Source organism: Sporosarcina cascadiensis, assembly GCF_009650995.1.
Lineage (GTDB): Bacteria > Bacillota > Bacilli > Bacillales_A > Planococcaceae > Sporosarcina > Sporosarcina cascadiensis.
The window spans coordinates 1-20097 of sequence record NZ_WHVV01000004.1; the positions used below are offsets into that span (position 1 = coordinate 1).

At 44.5% G+C, this 20097-nt stretch carries 24 protein-coding genes and 1 pseudogene; 4 read left to right on the forward strand and 21 right to left on the reverse strand.

Annotated elements, in window-relative coordinates; translation table 11 throughout:
- Window positions 1-1060: pseudogene (locus tag GDZ68_RS05415) on the reverse strand (2-oxoglutarate dehydrogenase E1 component); the annotation flags it as partial.
- Window positions 1061-1232: 172 nt separating this feature from the next.
- Complete coding sequence (locus tag GDZ68_RS05420) at window positions 1233-2309, reverse strand: undecaprenyldiphospho-muramoylpentapeptide beta-N-acetylglucosaminyltransferase (RefSeq protein ID WP_153721260.1); 1077 nt, start codon at window positions 2307-2309, stop codon at window positions 1233-1235.
- A gap of 107 nt (window positions 2310-2416) precedes the next feature.
- On the opposite strand from GDZ68_RS05420, the gene GDZ68_RS05425 reads away from it, so the two are divergent.
- Window positions 2417-3781 (forward strand): MATE family efflux transporter, encoded by a 1365-nt coding sequence (locus tag GDZ68_RS05425; protein WP_153721261.1) that lies wholly within the window; start codon window positions 2417-2419, stop codon window positions 3779-3781.
- A gap of 50 nt (window positions 3782-3831) precedes the next feature.
- Here GDZ68_RS05425 and GDZ68_RS05430 read toward each other — a convergent pair whose 3' ends face one another.
- The 10 genes from GDZ68_RS05430 to GDZ68_RS05475 form a co-directional block, all read right to left on the reverse strand.
- On the reverse strand, window positions 3832-4620 hold the full coding sequence (locus GDZ68_RS05430; RefSeq protein WP_228551021.1) for a CAP domain-containing protein: 789 nt from the start codon (window positions 4618-4620) through the stop codon (window positions 3832-3834).
- Window positions 4621-4811: 191 nt separating this feature from the next.
- Window positions 4812-5702 (reverse strand): CobW family GTP-binding protein, encoded by an 891-nt coding sequence (locus GDZ68_RS05435; RefSeq protein ID WP_153721262.1) that lies wholly within the window; start codon window positions 5700-5702, stop codon window positions 4812-4814.
- Between the two features lie 80 nt (window positions 5703-5782).
- Window positions 5783-7288: a lmo1851 family serine protease gene (locus GDZ68_RS05440; RefSeq protein ID WP_153721263.1), complete on the reverse strand. Its 1506-nt coding sequence runs from the start codon at window positions 7286-7288 to the stop codon at window positions 5783-5785.
- Between the two features lie 87 nt (window positions 7289-7375).
- Window positions 7376-8080, reverse strand: a complete 705-nt coding sequence (gene deoD / locus GDZ68_RS05445) for a purine-nucleoside phosphorylase (protein WP_153721264.1) — start codon at window positions 8078-8080, stop codon at window positions 7376-7378.
- A gap of 76 nt (window positions 8081-8156) precedes the next feature.
- Window positions 8157-8381: a YozE family protein gene (locus GDZ68_RS05450; protein WP_153721265.1), complete on the reverse strand. Its 225-nt coding sequence runs from the start codon at window positions 8379-8381 to the stop codon at window positions 8157-8159.
- 15 nt (window positions 8382-8396) lie between these two features.
- A complete protein-coding gene (gene msrB / locus GDZ68_RS05455; RefSeq protein WP_153721266.1) occupies window positions 8397-8822 on the reverse strand; it encodes a peptide-methionine (R)-S-oxide reductase MsrB in 426 nt (141 codons plus the stop codon).
- On the reverse strand, window positions 8819-9349 hold the full coding sequence (msrA, locus tag GDZ68_RS05460; protein WP_153721267.1) for a peptide-methionine (S)-S-oxide reductase MsrA: 531 nt from the start codon (window positions 9347-9349) through the stop codon (window positions 8819-8821). Before msrA ends, msrB begins: the two co-directional genes overlap by 4 nt.
- Before the next feature lie 13 nt (window positions 9350-9362).
- Entirely contained in the window at window positions 9363-9935 is a 573-nt protein-coding gene (locus GDZ68_RS05465) for a YpmS family protein (RefSeq protein ID WP_153721268.1), read from the reverse strand.
- 8 nt (window positions 9936-9943) lie between these two features.
- Window positions 9944-10747 carry an SGNH/GDSL hydrolase family protein gene (locus GDZ68_RS05470; protein ID WP_153721269.1) on the reverse strand — a complete coding sequence of 268 codons (804 nt, stop codon included), beginning with the start codon at window positions 10745-10747 and terminating at the stop codon, window positions 9944-9946.
- A gap of 26 nt (window positions 10748-10773) precedes the next feature.
- Window positions 10774-11610 (reverse strand): DegV family protein, encoded by an 837-nt coding sequence (locus tag GDZ68_RS05475; RefSeq protein ID WP_153721270.1) that lies wholly within the window; start codon window positions 11608-11610, stop codon window positions 10774-10776.
- Between the two features lie 83 nt (window positions 11611-11693).
- On the opposite strand from GDZ68_RS05475, the gene trhA reads away from it, so the two are divergent.
- Window positions 11694-12329 (forward strand): PAQR family membrane homeostasis protein TrhA, encoded by a 636-nt coding sequence (trhA, locus tag GDZ68_RS05480; protein WP_153721271.1) that lies wholly within the window; start codon window positions 11694-11696, stop codon window positions 12327-12329.
- A gap of 8 nt (window positions 12330-12337) precedes the next feature.
- Here trhA and GDZ68_RS05485 read toward each other — a convergent pair whose 3' ends face one another.
- The 5 genes from GDZ68_RS05485 to GDZ68_RS05505 form a co-directional block, all read right to left on the reverse strand.
- The gene (locus GDZ68_RS05485) at window positions 12338-12817 is read right to left on the reverse strand and encodes a dihydrofolate reductase (RefSeq protein ID WP_153721272.1); all 480 of its coding nucleotides are present in this window, start codon (window positions 12815-12817) and stop codon (window positions 12338-12340) included.
- Window positions 12818-12830: 13 nt separating this feature from the next.
- Entirely contained in the window at window positions 12831-13772 is a 942-nt protein-coding gene (locus tag GDZ68_RS05490; RefSeq protein ID WP_153721273.1) for a thymidylate synthase, read from the reverse strand.
- Window positions 13773-13899: 127 nt separating this feature from the next.
- Complete coding sequence (locus tag GDZ68_RS05495; RefSeq protein WP_153721274.1) at window positions 13900-14496, reverse strand: YpjP family protein; 597 nt, start codon at window positions 14494-14496, stop codon at window positions 13900-13902.
- Between the two features lie 672 nt (window positions 14497-15168).
- Window positions 15169-15936, reverse strand: coding sequence for a class I SAM-dependent methyltransferase (locus GDZ68_RS05500; RefSeq protein WP_153721275.1), 768 nt, complete (start codon window positions 15934-15936; stop codon window positions 15169-15171).
- A gap of 8 nt (window positions 15937-15944) precedes the next feature.
- Window positions 15945-16376 (reverse strand): BrxA/BrxB family bacilliredoxin, encoded by a 432-nt coding sequence (locus GDZ68_RS05505; RefSeq protein WP_153721276.1) that lies wholly within the window; start codon window positions 16374-16376, stop codon window positions 15945-15947.
- 252 nt (window positions 16377-16628) lie between these two features.
- Here GDZ68_RS05505 and GDZ68_RS18195 point away from each other — a divergent pair, with 252 nt between their 5' ends.
- A complete protein-coding gene (locus tag GDZ68_RS18195) occupies window positions 16629-16751 on the forward strand; it encodes a putative holin-like toxin (RefSeq protein ID WP_228551022.1) in 123 nt (40 codons plus the stop codon).
- A gap of 278 nt (window positions 16752-17029) precedes the next feature.
- On the opposite strand, the gene GDZ68_RS05510 is transcribed toward GDZ68_RS18195, so the two are convergent.
- Window positions 17030-17287, reverse strand: a complete 258-nt coding sequence (locus GDZ68_RS05510) for a hypothetical protein (RefSeq protein WP_153721277.1) — start codon at window positions 17285-17287, stop codon at window positions 17030-17032.
- A gap of 104 nt (window positions 17288-17391) precedes the next feature.
- On the opposite strand from GDZ68_RS05510, the gene GDZ68_RS05515 reads away from it, so the two are divergent.
- Complete coding sequence (locus GDZ68_RS05515) at window positions 17392-18408, forward strand: DUF1646 family protein (protein ID WP_153721278.1); 1017 nt, start codon at window positions 17392-17394, stop codon at window positions 18406-18408.
- Between the two features lie 31 nt (window positions 18409-18439).
- Here GDZ68_RS05515 and GDZ68_RS05520 read toward each other — a convergent pair whose 3' ends face one another.
- Genes GDZ68_RS05520 through GDZ68_RS05530 form a run of 3 tightly spaced genes read right to left on the reverse strand, consistent with a single transcriptional unit; the run spans window position 18440 to window position 20022 of the window.
- Window positions 18440-18874, reverse strand: coding sequence for a hypothetical protein (locus GDZ68_RS05520; protein WP_153721279.1), 435 nt, complete (start codon window positions 18872-18874; stop codon window positions 18440-18442).
- Between the two features lie 57 nt (window positions 18875-18931).
- On the reverse strand, window positions 18932-19402 hold the full coding sequence (locus GDZ68_RS05525) for a GNAT family N-acetyltransferase (protein WP_153721280.1): 471 nt from the start codon (window positions 19400-19402) through the stop codon (window positions 18932-18934).
- A gap of 38 nt (window positions 19403-19440) precedes the next feature.
- Entirely contained in the window at window positions 19441-20022 is a 582-nt protein-coding gene (locus GDZ68_RS05530) for a nucleoside/nucleotide kinase family protein (protein ID WP_153721281.1), read from the reverse strand.
- Window positions 20023-20097: the final 75 nt, after the last annotated feature.

A 20097-nucleotide genomic window follows, 5' to 3' on the forward strand; every position in this document is an offset into this window, starting at 1 on the left:
CGAGCACTGCATAAGCTGCATTTGTATCCTGCTTCGGGATTCCTGGGCTATCCGTGTTTTCCTGAGCCGCTCTAGTCTGTCCTGTAATGACAGGATTGACTACTTCCAGGTGTGACGGGTTGTATCCTAAGAAACGATTTAACCCGGACTCTCCTTTATAAAGAGCGCCCATATGGTATTTTACATCACCGAACCAGCCGCGGGTTACTTCCAATGAATCGTCTTTTGGCAAGAACGGGGAAGCAGGTACGCCGGCAAATTCAGCGAACATCATTTCGTATGGTTTGTTTAAGTTATGAGTTAAGACGTTCAGACGTCCTCGGTGTGCCATACCAATCAGCATTTTTTTCATTTGAGCTTCTTCAGAGCGGCGTACAAGCTCGTCAATTAAAACGACAAGAGTGTCTACCCCTTCAATAGAGAAACGTTTGGCACCGACGAATGTACGATGGATGAATTTCTCGAAGCCTTCAATTTTCGTCAGACGTTCAAGAAGATCTTTTTTCTCCTCACCCGACAAGGTTGACTGAACGTCTCCGTTTTCAATTTTTGATTGAATCCAAGTACGCTCAGTTTCATCGATTAAGTGAGAAAATTCGTATGCAATGGATCCGGTATACAATGATTTTAAATAATTCATTGCATCGAGTCCGTTTTCTACTGATGATGGAATGTTTTTCAAGAACAAAGATGCTGGCAATCCGACCAGATCGCTTGCTGTCAGTCCGTGATATGAAAGTTCAAGACGTGACGTATCCTTCGGCCGATCGTTTAATGGATAAATGTCAGCTGCAAGGTGACCATAAGAACGAATGGCTTCCAATAAGGAATAGACAGCCAGAACTTTGCGAAGATCCGTTCCGGAACCTTGAACAACTGCTGTCGCCTCTTCGCCTTCCGCCATCGTAGGCGCACCAAAATTCCTGAATAGCTCAGCTAACTCAGGATCTACCGCATTTGAATCTGTTTTGAACAGATCGTACATTTCCATTACATACCCAAGGTTTGGACCCGAAAATGCTGCATACGGGGAACGATGGGAATCCACATTGTTCGACATGTAATATGACCTCCACATTTGCCTATTGGCTTGTTGTGATTATTTTATATACTTCTATACAATAATAGCACGCAAATCCTAGAACTCAAAGGGATTAATACGAAGTTGTGAACATTTATAAAAAGATAATATAAAACTAGTGAAAACAGTGTTACTTAACAGTTATTATCTATTATTTCTGAAAAGACAATATCAAATCTGCCATTTTTTCAGGGGTTTTCGGCTCAGTTGTCTGCTCGATATTCGACAAAAGCCGACTTTTCTCACGTTCAAGACTTCTGAAGCGTTCTTCCAGGGGCTGATCCGAAAATTCTTCTTCTTTTACTTGTATAGCTAATCCTTTAGAAGCAAAATAAGATGCATTCAAAATTTGGTCACCGCGGCTTTTTGAAGCAGCGAGAGGAACAAGCAGCATAGGTTTATGAATAGCCAGCAATTCGAAAATGGCATTAGAACCAGCCCGTGAAACAGCGTAATCCGCAGCCGCCAGCAAATCAGGCAGCTCATCGGTCACATATTCATACTGAACATACCCCGGTAAATCATCTAACAAACGTTCTTCATTTCCTTTGCCGCATAAATGGATGATCTGATAGCTTTCCAGAAGCTGAGGCAATGCTTTTCGAACTGCTTCATTCAATAAAGCGGATCCTTGACTTCCGCCCATCACAATGAAAATAGGGCGCTCAGCAGTCAATCCGGTACGTTTCAGCCCTTCTGCACTGCTCCCGCTGAAAAGTTCGGGCCGGATAATCGGGCCGGTGCAAACGGATTTTTCAGAAGGCACATATTGCAGAGTCTGTTCAAAGACGGTAAAGATTTGTGAAGAGAACGGTAAAGCCAGTTTATTTGCAAGTCCCGGAGTGACGTCTGATTCATGAATGACGACGGGGACTTTAGCAAGTTTTGCCGCCATCACGACAGGAACTGAAACGAAACCTCCTTTTGAAAAAATTATCTCAGGCTTCAGTTTTCGGAGGATACGCAATGCCTGAAGAGTCCCCGCGCCTACCCGAAAAGGGTCTGTGAAGTTTTTCGCGGAAACATAGCGCCGCAGCTTTCCGCTCTGTATCGCATGATAAATTACTTCAGGATGACCTTTCCCGATTAGTTCCTTCTCGATGCCTTCATGTGAACCAATATAATGTACTTCATATCCTTTACCCAAAAATACGGGAATTAACGCTTGATTTACAGAAACGTGTCCTGCAGTACCGCCGCCTGTTAATACAATCACCGGTCGCTTCATTCTTTACATCCTTCCCCTATGAGTTTATACAATCATTTTCCTTCGTTTTTCATGGTACAATGACTGTTGTCAAAAGAACCTTATATAAAGTTGAGGGAATAACAATCATGTCTGTCGATACAAATACTTTACAGCAAAAAATATCATTGTTCATCAAAATAATGATACCTATCTTAATTACCCAAGTTGCACTCTATTTAATGTCATTCTTCGATATTTTGATGACAGGGCGTTATGACACCTATCATCTGGCAGGTGTCACCATCGGGACTTCTTTCTGGGCACCGGTGTATACCGGTCTTGCAGGAATTTTGATGGGACTTACTCCTATTATCGCACAGCAGATCGGCGCGAAGAACAAATCGAGTGTACGCCCTACCGTCCAGCAAGCATTATACGTATCTCTTACTCTTTCGGCAATCATTTTTATTCTGATCAAATGGGCGGTGCTTCCGGCGATCATGAATATGCCGCTGGACGTTCAGGTGAAACAGGTGGCTGCGGACTATCTGACCGGAATGAGTATTGGTCTGGTACCGCTGATGGCCTATACGGTACTGCGCTCATTTTTTGATGCGCTCGGAGCCACACGCGTTTCCATGCTGATTATTTTAATTTCCGCTCCTATTAATATCGTGCTGAACTATTTATTGATCTTCGGCAATTTCGGTTTTCCGGAATTAGGCGGTGCAGGTGCGGGATATGCTTCAGGATTTACCTATTGGCTGGTATTTTTTATCGCTGCATTTATTGCTTGGTCATCCCGTCATTTTAAAGAATTTTCCTTATTCAGCGGATGGCCGCGAGTTTCATTTACCAGATGGAAAGAAATATTGGCGGTCGGCGTGCCGATCGGTCTCTCGATCTTTGTCGAGATCAGTATTTTCTCCGTTGTGACCCTATTAATGAGCAGTTATACAGCACAAGTCATTTCTGCGCATCAGATTGCGCTGAACTTTACGTCGCTGCTCTATATGGTTCCGCTCAGTGTCTCAATGGGTACGACCATACTCGTCGGTCAGTCAATCGGCGGAGGGCGCACGAAAGATGCACGGCAATTTACGTATCTGGGAATCGGGTTTGCCGTACTCTTCAGTTTCCTATCCATATTCATCTTACTGATGCTGCGTGAAGAGATTGCTTCTATGTATACGCCGGATCCGGCAATTATTACACTTGCTGTTCACTTCTTTATCTATGCAGCCTTCTTCCAGCTGTCAGATGCCGTACAGGCACCAATACAGGGCGCATTGCGAGGGTATAAAGATGTCACGATGACTTTCTTAGTCGGCGTCTTCTCTTTCTGGATTATCGGTCTGCCGACGGGCTATATACTTGCTGCTTATACGGAACTGGGTGCTTACGGCTACTGGGTCGGGCTTATAGCAGGTCTGACAGTCGGCGCAGTCATTCTCTCATTCCGCTTACGATTTATTCAGAGTATGCAAACCAAGAAGTCTCTTGAGTTATAAGACTATATAAAAAGACGATGACCAATTACATAGGCCATCGTCTTTTTTACTTACTTCTGAATGAATTGCTGTGTCCAGTAATTTCCGTTTGCGTCATGTCCGATACCGATATGAGTGAATCCCGGCGTTAAAATATTCTCTCTGTGACCCGGGGAGTTCATCCATCCAGTTACGACTTCCTGCGCGCTTCGCTGACCCATCGCAATATTCTCCGCTGCTGCACGATACGTAATGCCATTCATCTTCATTTGATCAAAAGGTGAACCGTATGTAGGGCTCGTATGGGAGAAATAATTATTCTTCGCCATATCTGCAGATTTTTGTTTGGCTGACTTTTGCAGAGCAGCATCAATTTGCAATGGCTTTAATCCCGCTTTTGCACGTTCTGCATTCGTTAAATCTAAAACAGCCTGCTCAGTTGCAGAGACATTAGCATTGACAGACGGCTGTTGCTGCTGTGGCTGCTCAGCAGTCGGCGGCGTGCTTGGCTGCTGCGGTTTTTCAGTTGGAACGTTTGGTTTTTGCTCAGGCGTTTCCACTGGTTTGTTTGGTTTCTCGACTGGCTTTTGTTCAGGCTTTTCAACAGGTTTGCTTGGCTGCTCAGGTTTTTCCACCGGCTTGCTAGGTGTTTCAGGCTGAGGCTTTTGCAGCTCGCCATTCAAATAGCAATTATATGTTTTCCAAACATAAGCGTAAAGATCTTTGGTTTCCATATTTTCGACTTTCCACTTATACGTATGCGCCTGGGTCTGAACGGTATTGATCGTGCTTGCCTCTGTTGCATGAGTAGGCAATAAAATAGCTGAACTTAGTAAGATGATGGATAACGGTTTTTTCATCTCGGTCCCTCCTTTTCTACGTGACCAATCATAACGTTTGAGAAAAGGAGAAAACTTGATGAATATTACCAGTCTTTCCAATGAAAGCGTCAAACCTTGTCAAATCAAGAGTCCGCTTCATTCGTTTTGGCAATATTGTCCGCCTTGTAAGATTATTTCCAATGAAAAGGGGTTGACAATTATTTTTCAGCTCAATATTCGATATCTTTTATCTGTTCCCCGATGATTACGAGTTTTGAAGGAATTTGCATATACTCCGGTATCCAGTTTACCATTCCATATGCATATTGGAATAAATGCGAGTATCTGGAACCTTCAAGCTGAATATACCCTTTCATCCGGTACACCGTGTCGGGCAGCGAACGCACCCACTCTTCAAAGTGTTCCTGGTTAACGGGCTTGTCGAACGTCAGCACTTTAGATGACAGAGGCAGTCCTTTTCCAGAAGTGACTGCAAGTTTAGGAGCAGCAGCTGTGTTCATCATTTTTTCCACATAGCTGAAATCTACCTTCGCATTCGTCGTTTGTATTAGCGCTGCATAACTGTTGAACTGTGTTACCTGCAACGTTACAGACGCCAGTTCATCCACAGTCAGCAAGTCTGTTTTATTCAGCAGCATGAAGTGTGCATGACGAATCTGCTCGAGGAACAGTGCCTGCATGCGCGGAGAAAGCTTGTCACGGTCAATCCAGCGCTTCGCATCGACAACGGTGATAATCCCTTTGACTTCCAACTGCTCGGCGAATAAAGGGGAATAGACAGCATCTAACGCTTCTACTGGATGTGCAGCACCTGTTGTTTCGATGAAAAGTACATCGACTTCGGGATAATCCGTCAGTAAGCCCTGTAATTGCGCCTCTGTTGATTCGGCGCCTGTACAGCAGATACACCCGTTCAATAGTTCTTTCAGCGGGACCTCACCCGCCCCTTCTACAATTTGGCTGTCTATATTCATTTCTCCGAATTCGTTCATTAAGACGGCTGGCTGCTTCCCCGATTTTTTCACCTGTTCGATCAGCTGAACGAGCAATGACGTTTTCCCGCTGCCGAGAAACCCGCTTAGTAAATAGACATCTATCATCTTTCCTCATCCTTTCTTCCGTAAAAACGCGTCCTAGCTCAAATCAGCTGGACGCGTTTTTAGGTCCGTAGTCATACGGATTACTTTTTTAGTTCTTTTAAGACGACTTCTTTCGCTTTCAATAACTGAGGATCATCTTTTTTCATTTTATCGCGAAGTTTTTGCATTAAGCCGATTGTCGTATCGCCAGTCAGAATACCTGTCTGTTCGACAGAGAGATCTTTCTGCAGTTGTTTCACTGCCTGTGATGTGCTTTCGTCATATAGACCGTCAGCTTCTCCCGGATCATACCCAACTGCTTCGAGCATCTCTTCTGCTGCCTGAACGGCAGGCGATACTTGTCCTTCTTTCAGTTCCTCAGATGAATCCAGGAAAGGAAGGCTTGCGTATGGAGGATACGGCACCTTGACATCCGGCTCGATTCCCTTCTTGTGAATCCAGTTGCCGTCAGGTGTCAGCCACTTTGCAGTTGTCAGTTTCAAATTCGAACCATCCTGCAGTTGTGTAGGCGTCTGTACCGTTCCTTTACCGAACGTTTTTACACCGACGATTGGAATATGCGCAGACTCTTTCAAGGCACCTGCTAATATCTCAGAAGCCGAGGCACTGCCGTCATCCACGATGAGCGCCACCGGGATCTCTACTTTTTGGCCATTTGATGCCGGGAAGATCTCAGGCTGTCGACCTTTTTCCTGTGTTTGGAATAATGCCTTGCCTTCGTCTACAAATAAGTCGGAAATATCGATTGCCGCGCTCAAAATACCGCCCGGGTTCTGACGCACGTCGATCAGCACGCCCTGCATGCCTTTTTCCGTCATTTCATTTAATGATTCCAATAATTCTTGATACGTATTTTCAGAGAAAGATGTAATATTAATATGTGCAATCTTATCATCCAGCATTTCTGCATACACCGTATGGATTGGAATCACATCACGTACAATTTTCACATCAAACGGTTCTTTATGTGTACCGCGCTGCACCGATAACGTAACGGTCGATCCTTTTTCTCCCCGAATCAACAGCACTGCTTCCGAAGAAGACATGCCTTGAATACTTTTTCCATCTACTGACATAATCGTATCATTCGGAAGAAGGCCTACTTTTTCAGCCGGTGAATTCTTTATCGGCGATACAATGCTGATATAGCCGTTTGACTCCTGGATCTCCGCACCAATCCCTTCGAAACTCGACGAAATGCTTTCATTCAGCTGTTTAGCTTCTTTTTCATTCAGATAGTCGGAATACGGATCGCCAAGTGCGTCGACCATGCCGTTAATTGCACCGTCTATTACATCCTGGTCATTGATTTCATCAAAATAACTTTGTTTCAATTGATCGTATGCATCGAAAAGTTTTTTGAATTCTTTTCGTTCACTGCCCACTTGCTGCGGTTTCACAACCTCTACTACTTTATCTTCTCCAACTGTCAACGCAACAAATGTGACTGCTGCGGTTGTTAAGACGAGCGCAAAGATGAGCATGATCAACGAAAACGGTTTAATACGGATATACCGGCTAGGTTCCGGTTTTATTTCCGGTTCCGGTTCAGGCATGCCGTTTTCTTGTGAATCGTTCTCGTTCATCGTCTTCCCTACTTTCTATACTCTCATGAAAAGAACCGCTGCCAAGAGCGGTCTTTTCGGGAGAGTTCTGTATCAGTTCTGTATGGATTACTCAGCAATTGCCGCTTCAAGAGCCACTTCAATCATTTCATTGAATGTAGTCTGGCGTTCTTCCGGTGTCGTGATTTCGCCTGTTAGAATGTGGTCACTTACCGTTAATACAGCAAGTGCCTGGCAGCCGTAGCGTGCAGCAAGTGTATAAAGGGCTGCTGCTTCCATCTCTACAGCCAATACGCCGTGACGCGCCAAATTCTCGTGCTGACCGTCTTCATTATAGAAGAAATCTTCTGTATAGACGTTACCCACCTGTAAATGAAGGCCCTTTTCTTTCCCTGCATTATATGCCTTCATCAGTAAATCAAAGTTTGCGATCGGCGCATAACGAATAGGTCCGAATGATACATCATTCAATGAAGAGTTAGTCGTAGCAGCCTGCGCCAGAATGACATCGCGTACCTTGACGTCTTTTTGAATCGCTCCGCACGTTCCTACACGTATTAATTTTTTCACACCGAATTCCTGCATCAGTTCTGTTGTGTAAATTGATATAGATGGAACACCCATGCCTGTCCCTTGAACAGAAACACGTTTCCCTTTATACGTGCCTGTGAAGCCGAACATATTCCGTACTGAATTATACTGCACTACATCTTCTAAAAAAGTTTCGGCAATATACTTCGCACGCAGCGGGTCTCCGGGCAATAGAATCGCTTCTGCGATATCCCCTTGTTTTGCATCAATATGTATACTCATTTGATTCAGCCTCATTTCACTATTTTGTTTTTATCATACAGTGAATAATGGCGAGATGCAATGAAGACCTCGCCGTTCACCTGCTGCATACATCCTGGTAGATCGCATACAATTCGTCAAAAGTGACAGAGCTCAAATCGGCATCTGCCTGATCTTCAATATAGCGTGACAGCAAATCAAATTCCTCTTCATTTTTCGGAAAACTGGCATCACGAAACATTTTCTCTGCGAACATGGCTTTCAGATCATCTTTCCCGCCGCCGCGGTATCTCAGCGCAAAATGATAAAAGGATCGGTCCATCGCCGTCACCTTCCCTTACTCAAATAATCCCTCATATTCTCCATAACCTTCTTTGTCCAGGTCGGTTGCCGGAACAAATCGCAGGGATGCAGAGTTGATACAGTAGCGCAGTCCGCCTTTATCAGACGGTCCATCTGGGAAGACATGTCCCAAATGGGAATCTGCTGTTTTACTTCGTACTTCAGTGCGGCGCATGCCGTGAGCCGTATCAAAATGCTCCGTTACCTCCGCTGTTTCAATCGGCTTCGTAAAGCTCGGCCATCCGCAGCCTGCATCATATTTATCATTTGAGCTGAATAAAGGCTTGCCAGAGACGATATCGACGTAGATTCCGTCTTCATAATGTGCGTCAAACTCATTGCGAAAAGGCGGTTCAGTACCGCTTTCCTGTGTGACGTGATACTGCATTTCGGTTAATCGATTTTTCAAGTCTTCCTTCACGAGCGATCCCCCCAATGTTGTTGGATAAATCCTGCCCGGCCTGAGCCGACAGAATAACGTTCATAATGCCCCGGGTTCTTTTCATAGTATTGCTGATGATACTCTTCTGCCGGATAAAACGGATGGGCAGGCAAAATTTCTGTGACGACCGGCGAATTAAATTTGCCGCTTGCCTGCAATTCATTCTTCGACTCTTCCGCTTCTCTCTGCTGTTCAGGAGAGTGCGTGTAGACTGCGGATTTATATGATTCACCGCGATCACCGAATTGTCCGCCTGCATCTGTAGGGTCAATCACCTGCCAGAAAATATTCAATAATTCGGGATACGAAATAATTTCATCATCAAATTCAATCTGGACAGCTTCGCGGTGGCCTGTCGTATTAGAACAGACTTCTTCATAAGTCGGATTCGCTTTATGCCCTCCCGTATAACCTGATGTGACGGAATGTACCCCATTGTATAAATCAAACGGTTTAACCATACACCAGAAACATCCGCCTGCAAATGTTGCGTATTGTGTAGCCATATGTGCAGCCTCCTTAGTTTTTTGGAATTAATACTTCCAATATAATATCATTTTCAGCTAAATTCACTTCTTTTGCCTTCACTTGTACATCTCCGGATATCGGCAGATCCTGTAAATTGATAAAAATCTCTTCTTCTTTTGCGCGTACAACCATCCAAGACGGCAGCTCCACTGAATTTTTCAGTAATTTCAAAACAGTTGATGGAGGAATCGTTAAATGTCCTAATTCCATAGACGATTGCTTAAGGATTAAGTTTCCATCCTCTTGCACTACCGGATCAAAATGCATGGCCAGCGGCAGTGTATATGAAAATACCGTCAATTCAGATGTCAGCAGCACGTCGTCACGCATTTCGAGTTCAACCGGAAGCGATCCTTTTACCGCTTTCCGAATATACGTATTCGCAATACCTTCAAAGTTTTCTTTCGTTGTATTCAGTTCCAGCGTATAGCCTTCCGTCTGTGTGGCGTCTGATTCGGGAAGAGGAGGTGATGTAGTCGTACCGCCAATCAATAAAATCAGGCCGACAAGCGATGCGGCGACCAGTCCTGCCAGGCTGAAAAATGCTATTTTCCAAAAATTCATTCTTGCATTCACTCCACTTCCAGCTCAATCGCAGAACATTTTTTCATCTCTTCGACAAATCGATCTGCCATCAAATCATATCCTTTACTGTTCGGATGAAAGAAATCTGTATGATAGACCATGTTTTTATTCGAATTAAATAAATCTTTTACAGGTACGAAACAGGCTGCCCCGTCCTTTTTCACCTGCTCTTCCAGCGAAGCGTTCCAATCATCGACAATCTCTTCAAATTCCTGCACCTCATCCGTCACGACGGTAAATGGATTATACATTCCCGCCACAATAATTGGCGCGTTCGGATTCAGCAATCGTATCAAATGGAACAACTCTTCCATCCTGTTTTCAAATTTTCCGAGTTCCTTATAAAAATCCGAAAGTTTCATCTTCATAAAATTTCCCTTAACCACTTTCATCAAATCATTGCCGCCCATGGTAAAGACGATATAATCTGCTTGTACGATCGCTTCCTGAACTTCGGGATCTTCCAATTGGTCTAAAAACTGGTCACTCCGCCGTCCTCTTTTGGCTAAATTCACGGCATCTATTTCCTTTATACCTTTCCATTGTTCCATTTCTGCTGTCAAGCGTCCGAAGTAACCGCCTTCTTTACGTTCATCTCCCACTCCCTGTGTCAATGAATCTCCTAGACCGAGGACATTGACGCGTTGCGGAACAAAATATTCCGGAATGGAAAATGGTTCAAAGAGAACAGGTTCTCTTTCTGGCAATGTCGTTTCTTTTTGGCTAAATGGTGCTTGGCACCCCGATATGAACAATGAGAAGACGAATAACAGCATGATCATTCTTCTCATAAACTCTATCTTCCCCTCTTACATTATCAGTCTGTGTAAAACATAAATCCAATCGCACCTTCGCCGGTATGCGTACTGACGATCGGCGTAGTAAATGTGAGTTTCACTTGGATGCCCATTTCTTCAATCTTTTGCTTTAACGGCTCGGCCATCGCGAGCCCGTTGGCATGAGCAATCCCGACACTCCGTATAACTTTCCCTGCCGTCTCGTTTTTAAACTCATTCATCAAGTAGGTAACGACCTGTTTATGACTGCGAGCTTTTGCGACAGGCGTATACACGCCATCCTTCAAAGTCGCAATCGGCTTGATATTCATCAGTGAACCGAACATTGCTTTGCCCTTCCCGATACGTCCGCCCTTCACTAGATTATCAAGAACGTCCACGACTACGTACAGGGAAGAGCGTTTGCGGACGCTTTCTACCGCCTCTGCAATCTCATCACGGGACTTCCCTTCTTCCGCGAGACGACAGGCTTCTAGCACTTGGAATGTCAGCGCATGTGAAATGTACATAGAATCAATAACGGTTACGTCTGACGTGGATGCCTGTGCTGCCGTTTCTGCAGATTTCACCGTGCCGCTCATCCCTCCTGTCATATGGATCGAAATAATCTGGGAACCGTCCGCCCCCAGTTCATCATATAATTTCTGAAAGACACCCGACGCAGGCTGCGAACTTTTTGGAAGTTCCTTTGATTCGCGCATAAGGTCTAAAAATTCATCTGGCTGAAGTTCTACTCCGTCTATATACGACTGATTATTGATTTGAAGCGTCAGCGGTACAACATGAATCTGATATTTTTCAATCATTTCTTCTGTCAAGTCTGCAGTTGAATCTGTGACAATGTGTATTTTTTTCATGTGAACTGTCTCCTTTGTCAAGTGCGGTATGCGATTTTCTATTATTTGTTTGCTATAGTGTTCATTAAAGGGGGTGTCGTCAGTTGAATGACGCATTTGATTATAAAAATCTGAAAGAGGAACGCTTGAACGCGATCACTCATGCTATCGGCTTTTTGCTGAGCATACCTGCACTGGTTTACCTGATTTTGGCAGGCGTTCATCGCGGCTCTGCAATCGCCATCGTCAGTTTCACCATATTCGGCGTGTCCATGCTGCTGTTGTTTTTAATGAGTACGTTACTACATAGTATGCCTATTAAGGTGAAAGAGATTTTCGCCATATTAGACCATTCTTCAATTTACGTTCTAATTGCAGGCACCTATACACCATTTATGCTCGTTACATTAAGAGGAGCGCTGGGCTGGACATTGTTCGGCATCATATGGGGTCTGACACTGCTCGGAATTTTATTCAAGATTTTCTTCATTAACCGGTTTGAAAAAGCTTCCCTCGCGCTGTATATCATCATGGGCTGGCTGATCATTATTGCCATCAAGCCGCTTTATGAACAGCTGCCGGCTGCAGGATTCTGGCTGCTGGTGACTGGCGGGATCTTCTACACATTCGGTTCTGTCTTTTTCGCATGGCGCCGCCTGCCGTACAATCATGCAATTTGGCATCTATTCGTCATCGCAGGCAGTGCATGCATGTATTTCAGCGTCCTTCTTTATGTATAAGGGCGCTGTTATTTTTTGTCCCAAATTTGATAGACATACGGCGTGCCGTCTTCCGCATAATGTGTATCGGACTCATTCGTCAGTTGAAAGCCTTCATTATATTCCGGGAAAAATGTGTCACCCGGATAGGACTTTTCGATAACAGTCACGTATAGCCGGTCAGCCGTTCCCATCGTCATTTCAAAAATCTGCGCTCCGCCTATGATCATCACTTCTTCTGCATAGTCTCTTGCTTTCTGAATGGCTGTATCCAGATCATGCACGACCACTGTGCCTTCCGCCTGATACGATTTATTTCGCGTAATGATGATGTTCAATCTGCCTTTAAGCGGACGTCCGATCGAATCGAACGTCTTCCTTCCCATCACCATCGCTTTCCCCATGGTCTTTTCTTTGAAGTAAGCCAGTTCTTCCGGAATATGCCATGGCATTTGATTATCTTTCCCTATTACACGATTCAGGTCATGTGCTACCAGTAATGAAATCAACAGATTTTCCTCCTTATACCGCAATCGGTGCTTTAATTCTTGGGTGCGGATCATAGCCTTCTATCGTAATATCTTCTGTATGCAAGTCGAAAATGGAACGACCGTCGTAATTGACTTTCAGTGTCGGTAGATTTTTTGGCTCTCTCGACAGCTGCTCTGTTACTTGATTTATATGATTTTGATAAATGTGGGCATCACCGAGTGTATGGATAAACTCTCCCGCTTCAAGTCCGCATTCATGTGCGATTAAATGAATCAATAATGCATAGGACGCAATATTAAACGGCACGCCAAGGAACACATCCGCACTTCTCTGGTACAATTGGCATGACAGTTTTCCGTCCGCCACGTAAAATTGGAACATCAAATGGCAGGGCGGCAATGCCATTTCATCTACTTCTGCCGGATTCCAGGCAGTTACGATATGACGACGTGAATCAGGATTCGTTTTGATGCTTTCGATGACTTGCGCCAGCTGATCGATCACACCGGTTCCCGAGTCCCATGCACGCCACTGTTTCCCATAGACAGGCCCCAAATCCCCGTGGTTTTGAGCAAAGGTTTCATCTGCAAGTATTTTTTCTTTAAATGCTGCAAGTTCCGCTTGATAAACTTCTGCAAACTGCTCGTCTTCCAGTACTCGATGACCGAAATTCGTCATATCCGGTCCCGTGTACGCTTCACTTTTCACATAGCGCTCAAATGCCCACTCGTCCCAAATGCCGTTGCGCTCCTGAATGAGCGTCCGAATATTCGTATCGCCCTTCAAAAACCACAGCAATTCAGACACGATTAAGCGAAACGCCGTCCGTTTTGTTGTCAGCAGGGGAAAACCGTGCGCCAGATCAAATCGCATCTGATAGCCAAACACGCTGTATGTTCCAGTTCCGGTGCGGTCTCCTTTTTTCGTTCCTGTTTCAAGAATATGTTCACAGAGATTTAAATATTGCTTCATTTTCAAACTCCTCTATCTAAAGATGCCACTTGGTTAAAGTAGTTACATTATAGCATTATTTCCGCTTCGACAATAATAATGTCCATCCCCGAAATTCAGACAAAAAAACACACCGCAAAATGGCATCTTACGAAAGCCATTTTGGCGGTGTGTTTTTACTCCAGTAAATATCACCCAGTGTGTGATGCGCGGTAAATCCGTCTTCAGCCGTGTGGTAATGAAAATTGTAAAAATAGCCGTCGATCGGGCGCTTTTCTGTCCGTACATGGAATCGGATTACGTCTTGTTCTGCCGTTTTGTCGTAGACATGGAAAATCTTTTCTGCGTAATCGCCTGAAGGCTGTTCCGTAATTGCGAGCCGGCGTTCTGATGCGTTATGTAAGCTTGTCTGGATGACTGCTTCGATTCGCGGGAAAATCTCCGTATCGAATTCATTTTGGATAACTGGACCGATGCGCTCGCCAAACTTTTCGTAAGACAGAGAACGGGCTGTCCCCAGCAGCAAGTCTTCCTCCGAGAGAGACGGATAAGCAGATTCGGTCAGCTGATCCGTTGGCGTGTCACCTAAATCAATCGAATAATGGGTATCACGTGTCGTGGAATCGGTTTCATTCGGTTCATCTTTGTCTTGAAAATTCAACCAGATTTCATGGCTCGGCGTAATGGCACCAAGCGTTAATACTGCGACAGAGGCGATCATAAACCGCTGCAGCCATTGCTTCATATTCCTCACTCCCTTCAAAATTCCGTCATACATCTTACTTAGTCATACGAAATGCACGGCAAAAGGTTTCTTCTTTCTCTATTTCATTGTACAATAAAGTCAAACTTGTATCATTCTTTTCACAAAAAGTTCGCTGATTGCAAGTTAAGCGGAATTCAACCAACCGAAATGCTGGATAAAAGGAGGTCGCAACAATGGACGTTAACATGCTGCTGGGAATCGGAATGCTAGTATTGACTCTATACCTGAGCTCCCTTAATTTCACTCATTAATGAACAAGTGCTGAGAGCGCCGTTTAGACTCGACAGGCGTTGGCCGACTAAGTGCGCCGCGTCCTGCGGCAACGTCGGCACTAGTACATCCTGTACGTCGGAGGCTTAAAATAAAGGCGTTCTTTGCCTTTACTGCTATTCTGAAACGTCCCGAGAGTCTGGCGCTCGAAGCCGGATGAAATCAAAGTAAAAAACTGTGCAGGCTGAGTTAATTCTCAGTGTGCACAGTTTTTTTATGAAAATTAAGTTGGTACGCTCGGTTGAGAGCCAGTTTGGTGCGGTCTGAAGCGAGTTACAAGCGTTCAAATAGAACTTTCGTTCGGATGTATGTAAGGCAATTTGGTTCGGTTCTGCTAAGGTTTGGTTTGCTGCGGCAGAACTTTCGCTCGGATTGGCATAATCACTTCTCCAAAACACCATAATGCACTTTCGTATGTAAACGAATTTGCTGAATAAAACCAAACCGCTTGAACATGGGCGACAAATAATGGTCTTTCAGCACCACGCGCCGCTTGCAAACTCTTAATGCCTCCTCCACCCACTCTTCCGTCAAACTGTAAGAAGTCCCGACCGACCGCAGGCTCTCAAAATTAGAAGATTCCTCGATGGGTGTAGTAAACATAGGATCAAGGAACACGATGTCATAGGAATTACTCGGACGAGTTTTCAAAAACGTCACTGCTTCCGAATGAATGACTTGAATGCGCTCCATTGCTTCTCGTAATAAAGGAAAATCAATCGGGAAACTGTACAGGCCCGTCTTCGTTAAAAATGCGACGATTTCATCTGCTTCTATCCCTGTTACTGTTCCTTTTTCTCCTACGGCGCTTGCCGCAATGATTGAATCCGAGCCGAGACCTAATGTGCAATCTAAGAATGAATCACCGGGTAAGAGTTCTGCTACAGCTACCAAAGGATCGATTTCGCCTTTTAAGATACGCTTTAAACGATAGGTTGCAGAATTCGGATGAAAGAAAAATGGTTCTTCGCTGCCTCTCTTATAAAACGAATAGCGGTCCTTCCCCGCCACAAGCACATCCGATTGATAGATGTCCTGCAGTTTGGTGATGGACCGCTTTTTTCGTTCAACGACAGGAGCCTGCAAACGTAACACTGCTTCTTGCAGCAAAGCAGCGGACTGTTCATCAGGTCTTCCGGCCGTCGTCATAATCAGGCTCACTGACCGACTACATTCGTCAATACATCGACGAGGTGATCTTTAATATGATCTTTGTCAAAGTTCTCGATTTGTTCACGAGGCACGAAATACGCAAGCTTGCCTTGATTCCAAATTGCAATCGAAGGAGAGCTCGGTGGGATTTCCGGGAAATGCGCGCGCATAGCTTCCGTCGCCTCTTTATCTTGTCCTGCAAATACCGTCAATAAATGATCGGGCTTCACTTGTTCCACTGCTTCACGCACTGCAGGGCGTGCCAAACCAGCTGCACAGCCGCAGACAGAGTTAATGACAATAAGTGCTGAACCTTCTAAGTCTTTTAATGTATCTTCCACTGCCTCAGCTGTTGTCAGCTCAGTAAATCCTGCAGTTGTCAGTTCTTCGCGCATCGGGGTAACAATCCCACGCATGTACTCGTCGTAAGCATTCATTGAAAATCTCCGCCTCTCTAAAATAGATACCGTTTCTATCTTATCGCGTTCAGTGGAGATTTTCATCTTATCTACTCGCCCTATTAGTTATATTGCTTTTAAAGTCAATAAAATTCAATGAAGTTTCTTACTAATAAAGAAAGAACATATGATCCCTATTGGGTTTCTTTTCATTCTTTGTAATGGTATAATTGAAGAGTAGAAGACATATAGCGGATGGGCGGTTGGCACTCCCTGAAAGGGGGTGTTTACATGGTGACATACGAAGCAATGAACATGTTATTTCAATTTGGCGTGTTCCTCGCAACAGCGGCAACAGCCATTGTAGCTAATTGCTCTATTCATCAACAGAAAAAAGTAACCACCCTCCGCTAACGTCAAGTAAGCTGAGTGGTTACTCTCTTTGTAATACCTTAAGTCTTTACTGGCCAACCGCACTTCATGCGGATGTCAGCTGCACTGACTGGGTGTTGACGCACCCGGTCTTTTTTAATATATGTTTATCTTACCACATTTATACGATTTCAACACCTATTTTAGTTGTGGTACCGGGTTCTCATGCAATTACTATAGAGTTGCTGAATCATTAAAAGGATTGCCATCCATGTGAACCTGAGATATAAATCGTTGTCCTTTTGCAAAAATTATCATCTTCACTTTTCGTCTTCTTCACAATCTTTACGTTTCACAATCGTCTTACTGCCCGAATACAACCCGCTCGCCGACAACCCCATAATGATCCCGCCCAATATTCCTGATTTCCAATCATACGGAAACAAGTAAAAGATCCCGCCACCAATACCTAACGCAAGTGATAAAATCGGCATCAGTTTTTTTGGCAGGCCATATAGTTTTAGAAGTTCTATCAATCCGATAATAACCGGAATCAGTACAATATCTGTTACTTCCAAAGCGTGTCCTCCTTCTCTTTTTTCTATTCTATTCAGACTGTATGCAAGATGAATCGGCGCTTTGCATAGAGTGAAGAAGAAATATTGGCGAAAAGGAGAATGACATGGTTATTGGATTGATAGGTATTTTAGTGCTGGTCCTATTGCTGCCATTTACGGTACACCGCATAGAGCGCAACCTGGAACTGTTTTTGTTCTTGATGGGCTGCGCTGCCGCATATATCAGCGGAGTGCTGCAGCCGCCGCTCATCACGAAGGCACTCCAAGACCCTCTTCATATTACGTTTGCAGTCATTGCAGCGGGCATTGTCTTCCGCTGGGTGCGCGGTCCTTTTGAGAGTGCCGTTCTTTATTGGAGCCGGCTCCTTCCATTCCGGCTTTTCCTGGCCTGTATCATCATGATCCTTGGTTTCATTTCGAGTATCATTACCGCGATTATTGCAGCACTTGTGCTTGTTGCCATCGCTTCCGTGCTGCAGATGGACCGCCGTTCAGAAATACGCTTTGTAATCCTGGCATGTTATGCAATTGGAATGGGCGCGGTGCTGACGCCTATTGGAGAACCGCTTTCGACGATTGCGACCAGTAAATTAAACGAGGATTTTTATTATCTGATGAATCTGCTTGGATGGGATATTGTGGCGGGCGTTTTCGCTTTCGGATTGCTGGCCGTCTTCTTGATCAAGCCCAGTCGCCGTTCAACCCGGGATTCGTCCGGACAAGCGGCGGAGTCATATGGGGGCATTCTCGTAAGGGGGATGAAAGTCTATATTTTCGTTCTTGCATTGACACTTCTAGGTGCAGGGTTCGAACCGCTAATCCGTCTTTATTTACTGGACCTCCATCCGCTGACGCTATATTGGATCAATATGATTTCTGCCGTCCTCGATAATGCGACACTGGCTGCGGCGGAAATCAGTCCCGCAATGGACGAAGCAACCATTCAGGCAATTTTACTCGGATTGCTCATTAGCGGGGGTATGTTGATTCCCGGGAATATCCCCAACATTATCGCAGCAGGCAAATTGAATATTCGGAGCGGTGAATGGGCGCGTACCGGTGTCCCGCTTGGCTTGTTTGCGATGGTTGTCTATTTTGTCATTTTGCTCGCGAGGCAATGAAAAAAGACCGCTGCTATGGCGGTCTTGTCCATTACTTGTTTACCTTAACCCATACTTTATACTTATCGTCATCTATCTCGACAGTCTTTGTATTGGGATTTGCTGCACTGTTTTTCTTTATGTACCCTGCTTCAAATGATGCAGTGGCAGTACTCTCGGTAGTTATTTCTTCGGAAGGTACACCAATGCTTATCGCATCTGTCACTGACCAGGAATCTTTTTCAGACTTTTTCACATTGGCGATAAATATTTCTTCTTTTTGATCCATATTGCCTTTATAGACAGTAATTACCCGATCGTTATCTACTTCCAGCGTTCTGTAAACTTTGATCACTTCTGCGAAACCTTCTTCTGCATGAAGCTGATCGAGCGCTTCTTCCGGTGTATTTGACATGCTGCTTTTACTTGCCGCACAGCCTGTTGCCAGCAATAGAGTCAGAAGTAAGAAAAATATTTTCTTTTGCAAAACATCAGCTCCTTCTATAAGTATATCTACCTTGGTTTTCGGCCCATTAAACACAAGTCAGCGCAGCAACTTCCTCATGACGACATCTGGAACAGATGCTCCGTCAGCTCTCTTGACAATCGTTTCTTCATAGATGTAATAACCAATCGACTGATAAAGATGTATATTTTCCGGTACATCTATCCGCACTTTGCATAATAATTCATGCTTATTTTGTTGTTTTGCAAGATCTTCTAAATAATTGAGAATTTTTTTGGCGATGCCCTGGCCATGTCGTTCAGGAATTACAGACAGCCTGAAAAAATACATGCTGTTCTCTTCCATGCGAAAACGCACCATCCCGGCCGGCTGATCTTCCACATAGCAAATAATCGCCTGCTCGCCGTTTTGCAACCCTTCTGACAGAGTTTGTACCGTTTCATCCAGCGCGCTGGAAGGCGGATTCTCATTTTGATATTTTAGAAACGCCTGGATCATAATATCGTGAATGACAGGCGCATCCTGTACTGTGGCTTGAATGATTTTCATAGAACTCCCCACTTTTTGCAATATGTTTGGAAATCAGCTTATGCTTTCTGTATATAATCAGCCAGCAATAGAGGATTACACTCTCTCATATATATCTCTTCCGCCGGGAAATATCTGTGCTCATACTTGTCGATAATCTTTTCTCTGCTGCCGATATATGTATCTCTTTCAAGCACACGCGAAAGTCTGGTCTGTCTGTTTACATCAAGATAAATAACGTAATCAAAGTACGGCCGCAGCTCTGGACGCTGCAGAAACACACCTTCTATAATCACCGTTGAGCCAAGTGGAATTTCAATTTCCTGCTCACTGTAGCTGTCTGTTTCCTTATCATACAGTTCCAGAGTACGTTTCACTTCCAAGCCGTTTTTCAAGGGCGTTAACAATTCGCTGTTCAAGTACTCATACCGCCACTGCAGCTGATAATAGCAGAACCATTCTTCGTGCTCAGCGTTGTAACGGACTTTCTCCGGATGTATGAGATCGTCCAGATGAAACAGATAGGCACTTTTTAACGACTGCAACAGCTTTAATGCATAAGTTGATTTTCCTGATCCGCCCAATCCGTCTACTCCGATCAGTACGGATCGTCCCGATGATTCAGGCAGTGTAGGTAACATATCGCCATTTTCTCCTAACTATCTTTACTTTATTTGTCCATCCTGCGCAAAAAAACTTCAAAGTTATTATCACTT

Coding starts and splice junctions, on each gene's coding strand:
- GDZ68_RS05420 (WP_153721260.1), bottom strand. CDS start 2,309: ATGAAGCGACCGGTGATTGTATTAACAGGCGGCGGTACTGCAGGACAC.
- GDZ68_RS05425 (WP_153721261.1), top strand. CDS start 2,417: ATGTCTGTCGATACAAATACTTTACAGCAAAAAATATCATTGTTCATC.
- GDZ68_RS05430 (WP_228551021.1), bottom strand. CDS start 4,620: ATGAAAAAACCGTTATCCATCATCTTACTAAGTTCAGCTATTTTATTG.
- GDZ68_RS05435 (WP_153721262.1), bottom strand. CDS start 5,702: ATGATAGATGTCTATTTACTAAGCGGGTTTCTCGGCAGCGGGAAAACG.
- GDZ68_RS05440 (WP_153721263.1), bottom strand. CDS start 7,288: ATGAACGAGAACGATTCACAAGAAAACGGCATGCCTGAACCGGAACCG.
- deoD (WP_153721264.1), bottom strand. CDS start 8,080: ATGAGTATACATATTGATGCAAAACAAGGGGATATCGCAGAAGCGATT.
- GDZ68_RS05450 (WP_153721265.1), bottom strand. CDS start 8,381: ATGGACCGATCCTTTTATCATTTTGCGCTGAGATACCGCGGCGGCGGG.
- msrA (WP_153721267.1), bottom strand. CDS start 9,349: ATGGCTACACAATACGCAACATTTGCAGGCGGATGTTTCTGGTGTATG.
- GDZ68_RS05465 (WP_153721268.1), bottom strand. CDS start 9,935: ATGAATTTTTGGAAAATAGCATTTTTCAGCCTGGCAGGACTGGTCGCC.
- GDZ68_RS05470 (WP_153721269.1), bottom strand. CDS start 10,747: ATGAGAAGAATGATCATGCTGTTATTCGTCTTCTCATTGTTCATATCG.
- GDZ68_RS05475 (WP_153721270.1), bottom strand. CDS start 11,610: ATGAAAAAAATACACATTGTCACAGATTCAACTGCAGACTTGACAGAA.
- GDZ68_RS05490 (WP_153721273.1), bottom strand. CDS start 13,772: ATGAAGCAATATTTAAATCTCTGTGAACATATTCTTGAAACAGGAACG.
- GDZ68_RS05495 (WP_153721274.1), bottom strand. CDS start 14,496: ATGAAGCAATGGCTGCAGCGGTTTATGATCGCCTCTGTCGCAGTATTA.
- GDZ68_RS05500 (WP_153721275.1), bottom strand. CDS start 15,936: ATGACGACGGCCGGAAGACCTGATGAACAGTCCGCTGCTTTGCTGCAA.
- GDZ68_RS05505 (WP_153721276.1), bottom strand. CDS start 16,376: ATGAATGCTTACGACGAGTACATGCGTGGGATTGTTACCCCGATGCGC.
- GDZ68_RS18195 (WP_228551022.1), top strand. CDS start 16,629: ATGGTGACATACGAAGCAATGAACATGTTATTTCAATTTGGCGTGTTC.
- GDZ68_RS05515 (WP_153721278.1), top strand. CDS start 17,392: ATGGTTATTGGATTGATAGGTATTTTAGTGCTGGTCCTATTGCTGCCA.
- GDZ68_RS05525 (WP_153721280.1), bottom strand. CDS start 19,402: ATGAAAATCATTCAAGCCACAGTACAGGATGCGCCTGTCATTCACGAT.
- GDZ68_RS05530 (WP_153721281.1), bottom strand. CDS start 20,022: ATGTTACCTACACTGCCTGAATCATCGGGACGATCCGTACTGATCGGA.